At 62.2% G+C, this 4089-nt stretch carries 5 protein-coding genes and 1 pseudogene; 1 reads left to right on the top strand and 5 read right to left on the bottom strand.

The features are described 5' to 3' along the window. The coding region (locus EOA29_RS27780; protein ID WP_145969831.1) for a cytochrome P450 at nt 1-511 on the top strand (511 nt) is incomplete at its 5' end. Nucleotides 512-763: 252 nt separating this feature from the next. Here EOA29_RS27780 and EOA29_RS27775 read toward each other — a convergent pair. The 5 genes and pseudogenes from EOA29_RS27775 to EOA29_RS27755 form a co-directional block, all read right to left on the bottom strand. After that, the gene (locus EOA29_RS27775; RefSeq protein WP_189350095.1) at nt 764-1108 is read right to left on the bottom strand and encodes a cupin domain-containing protein; all 345 of its coding nucleotides are present in this window, start codon (nt 1106-1108) and stop codon (nt 764-766) included. A gap of 5 nt (nt 1109-1113) precedes the next feature. Continuing rightward, nucleotides 1114-2394, bottom strand: coding sequence for an O-acetylhomoserine aminocarboxypropyltransferase (locus EOA29_RS27770; RefSeq protein ID WP_126094184.1), 1281 nt, complete (start codon nt 2392-2394; stop codon nt 1114-1116). A gap of 160 nt (nt 2395-2554) precedes the next feature. Beyond that, the gene (locus tag EOA29_RS27765) at nt 2555-3076 is read right to left on the bottom strand and encodes a CoA-binding protein (protein WP_126094185.1); all 522 of its coding nucleotides are present in this window, start codon (nt 3074-3076) and stop codon (nt 2555-2557) included. After that, entirely contained in the window at nt 3073-3849 is a 777-nt protein-coding gene (locus tag EOA29_RS27760) for an AAA family ATPase (protein WP_127221886.1), read from the bottom strand. Before EOA29_RS27760 ends, EOA29_RS27765 begins: the two co-directional genes overlap by 4 nt. Nucleotides 3850-3890: 41 nt before the next feature. After that, nucleotides 3891-4089 (bottom strand): annotated as a pseudogene (locus EOA29_RS27755) (enoyl-CoA hydratase); the annotation flags it as partial.

The following is a 4089-nucleotide window of genomic DNA, read 5'->3' as shown; positions in this document are numbered from 1 at the left end:
GGTTTCCTCGGCGATCCTTTTGCTCAACGCCGGGCATGAGGCCACCGTGCATCAGACCGGCAATGCCGTGCGTTCGATCCTGGCGCAAGGCGGTGATCCCCACCGCTTCTTCGAAACAACGGAGGCGAACGCCGCGACGGTCGAGGAATGCCTGCGCTTCGACGCGCCGCTGCATATGTTCCTGCGCTATGCCTATGAGGAGATCGAAGTTTCACCGGGCATTTTGGTCAAGCCCAGCGAGATGATCGCGCTGCTGCTTGGCATGGCCAACCACGACCCGCTGGCGTTTGCCGGACCCGACACATTCAATCCGGTCCGCACGGACCAGAAGAACGTCTCGTTCGGTGCCGGCATCCATTTCTGCATCGGCGCGCCGCTGGCCAGGCTGGAACTGCAGGTTTCGTTGAAAACGCTGTTCGAGCGCCTGCCCAATTTGCGCCTGGCCGGGGAACCGCGCTTCCGCGATACCTATCACTTCCATGGGTTGGAGCGGCTTGCTGTTACTTTCTGAGCGAGGCGTGCCCGACCTCGTCATCCTTGGGCGTAGCGACGCGAAGCGGAGCGAAGACCCAAGGATCCATTCCGTGACCTCGCCGAAGGGTGCAAACGGGCAGAATTCTGCATCGCTGCAACGCTTCAAAGTCATGGAATGGATCCTCGGGTCTGCGCTGCGTCGCTACGCTCCTTGCTCCGCCCGTGGATGACGAAACGATAAACGCCTCGGCCAATCTTGAACGTATTCAACACAGGAACCGGAGGCGCTTCAAAGCCGGATCACATATTCCTTCCGCGTCGTCTCCAGCACCTCCCAGGTGCCTTTGAAGCCCGGCCGCAGCACGAAACTGTCGCCGGCCCGCACGGTACGCGCCTCGCTGCCGTCCTCGGCGATGACCGAAACGCCGGACAGGATGTGGCAGAATTCCCATTCGTCATAGACGATGCGCCACTTGCCGGGCGTCGCTTCCCAGATCCCGGCATAGAGGCCGCCGTCCCGCTCCTCGACGTTCCAGGTGCGGAATTTCGGGTCGCCCGAGATCACGCGATCGGGGGCCGGCGCGCCGGCCTCCGGTTCGACGTTATCGGCTTTCACCGCAAGAAAGGCCGACATCGCGATCAGACCTTGCCGAGCGCCTGTTCCAGGTCGGCGACGATGTCGTTGACATCCTCGATGCCGACCGAAAGGCGAACCGTGTCCGGTCCGGCTCCGGCCTTGATCTTCTGCTCGTCGGAAAGCTGACGGTGCGTGGTCGAGGCCGGATGGATGACCAGCGACTTGGTGTCGCCGACATTGGCCAGGTGCGAGAACAGCTCCAGCGCCTCGACGAACTTGACGCCGGCCTCGTAGCCGCCCTTGAGGCCGAAGGTGAAGACAGCACCAGCGCCCTGCGGCGAATATTTCTTCTGCAGCGCGTTGTTCTTATCGCTCGGCAGTCCGGGATAGTTCACCCAGGCGACTTTCGGATGGTTCGAAAGCCAGGCTGCGACGCTCACTGCGTTGTCGCAATGGCGCTGCATGCGCAGCGGCAGCGTTTCAAGGCCGGTCAGGATCAGGAAGGCGTTGAAGGGCGAGATCGCCGGGCCGATGTCGCGAAGGCCGAGGACGCGGGCGGCGATGGCGAAGGCAAAATTGCCGAAGGTCTCGTGCAGCACGAGGCCGCCATATTCGGGGCGCGGCTCGGACAGCATCGGGTACTTGCCCGACTTCGACCAGTCGAAGGTGCCGCCATCGACGATGGCGCCGCCGATCGAATTGCCATGGCCGCCGATGAATTTGGTCAGCGAATGCACGACGATGTCGGCGCCGTGTTCGATCGGCCGCACCAGATAGGGCGAGGCCAGCGTGTTGTCGACGATCAGCGGCAGGCCGTGCCTGCGGGCGATGTCACCGATCTTCTCGATGTCGACGAAGATACCGCCGGGATTTGCGAGGCTCTCGATGAAGATCGCCTTTGTCTTGTCATCGATCTGGCTCTCGAAGGTCGAGATGTCGTTGGTGTCGGCCCAGCGCACCTGCCAGTCGAAATTCTTGAAGGCCTGGCCAAACTGGTTGATCGAGCCGCCATAAAGCTTCGTCGCGGCGATGAAATTTTCGCCGGGGCGCATCAGATTGTGGAAGACGAGCACCTGGGCGGCGTGGCCCGAAGCGACGGCAAGCGCCGCCGTGCCGCCTTCGAGCGCGGCAAGGCGTTCCTCAAGAACGGCTTGAGTCGGGTTCATGATGCGGGTGTAGATGTTGCCGAAGGCCTTCAGCCCAAACAGCGAGGCGGCGTGGTCGGCGTCGTCGAAGACGTAGGAGGTGGTCTGGTAGATCGGCGTGGCGCGCGCGCCGGTCGCCGGATCCGGCTTGGCGCCGGCATGAACGGCGAGCGTGTTGAAACCGGGTGTACGGGTCATCTAAGCCTCCCTCTCTAAACCTTTCGAAAATCGCCGGGCATTCTTGGCGAAGCGTGGCGGCGAATGCAAAGAAGAAAATACCTTTCGGCGTGCGATCTGCGGCGAACGTCCGGAAAAATCCATCACTTCCCGGAATAATTTTGCGCGGCCGGTAGCCCGTCTATTTCTGCCGCACGCCGAAGCTCTGGAAGCCCTGCCGCATCACGGGCTTCTTCGACGACAGCACGCCGGAATTGACGCCGGTCCAACCGATCTCGCCCGACAGCTTGCCATATTCGATCTTCGGGCATCGGTTCATCACCACCTTGATGCCTGCGGCCTCGGCGCGGGCCGCGGCCTCGTCATGGCGCACGCCAAGCTGCATCCAGACGACCTTCGGCAAGGGATCGAGATGCAGGATCTGGTCAACGATGCCCGGCACCGCCGCCGAGCCGCGAAAAATATCGACCATGTCGACAGGCTGGGGCAGGTCGGCCAGGCTGGCATAGACCGTCTGCCCGAGTATCTGCTTGCCGGCATGGCCGGGATTGATCGGGAGCACCGAGAATCCCTTGGAGAGCAGATATTTCAACACGAAGTAGCTTGGGCGCACATCGTTGGGCGAGGCGCCGACCATGGCGATGGTCTTCACCGAGTTCAGGATCCCGGCGATGTAGGTGTTGTCGTAGGCGTCGTGATTCATGGCTCGTCCTCATACAGCGCTTCGGCGAGAAAGGCAGCCGGATCGCTGCAGAAGTCGCGCATCATGCGAAAATGGTCGGTGTCCTGAAAGTCGATCGGGTCGAGGCCGAAGCGGCTGACGCGGAATAGGCGCGCGTTCGGACAGGCCATCAGCAGCGGCGAATGCGTCGCCATGATCACCTGCGCGGTGCCTGATCGCTCCATTCTCTGAAACAGCCTCAACAATTCGATCTGGCGCGTCGGCGACAGCGCGCTCTCGGGTTCGTCGAGGATGTAGATGCCTTGCCGGCGGCAGCGTTCCTCGAAGAAGCGGATGAAACCTTCGCCATGCGACCATGACAGGAAATCGGGCGGCGCCTCGCCAACATCGAGCGCGGCGCGATCGAGGTAGCGTGCTACGGAATAGAAGGACTCGGCGCGAAAGAACCAGCCCGCGGTGACCTTCGGCAGCCAATGGCACCGTAACGCGGCAGCAAGTGCCGTGCCGCTCTTGTCCACGGCACTGGAGTGGTCGACCGGCCGGTAGCCCTTGCCGCCGCCAGCCTCATCGTAACCCGCCAGCGCGCCGATGGCCTCTAGCAATGTCGATTTGCCGGTGCCGTTCTCGCCGACGATGATGGTAATAGCGGTCGCGAACTCGAACTCGAATTCGCGGCTCTGAAAGATCGGCAGGTTCCAGGGATACTTTTCCCAATCCGCGACCCGCGACGGCTCAAGCAGGATGCGCTTGAGATAGGGCGCCTTCAGCCGCGTCAATTGCTTGCGGGCAGCCACGTCAGACCCTCAACGATGGAAAAGCGCGGCTGCATTCCGGGCTATTCGTCGGTCCATTCCGGCTTGCGCTTGCCGATGAAGGCGCCGATGCCTTCCTCGGCGTCGCGCGCCAGCATGTTTTCGACCATCACGCGGCCGGTGTACACATAGGCGTCGGCCAGTCCCATCTCGGCCTGAGCGTAGAACGCCTCCTTGCCGGTCTTGACCACCAAAGATGATTTCGAAGCAATGGTTTGCGCG

It is taken from the genome of Mesorhizobium sp. M1E.F.Ca.ET.063.01.1.1 (assembly GCF_003998155.1).
In the GTDB taxonomy this organism is placed as follows: Bacteria; Pseudomonadota; Alphaproteobacteria; order Rhizobiales; family Rhizobiaceae; genus Mesorhizobium.
This window is presented reverse-complemented; position numbering and strand designations above follow the sequence as displayed.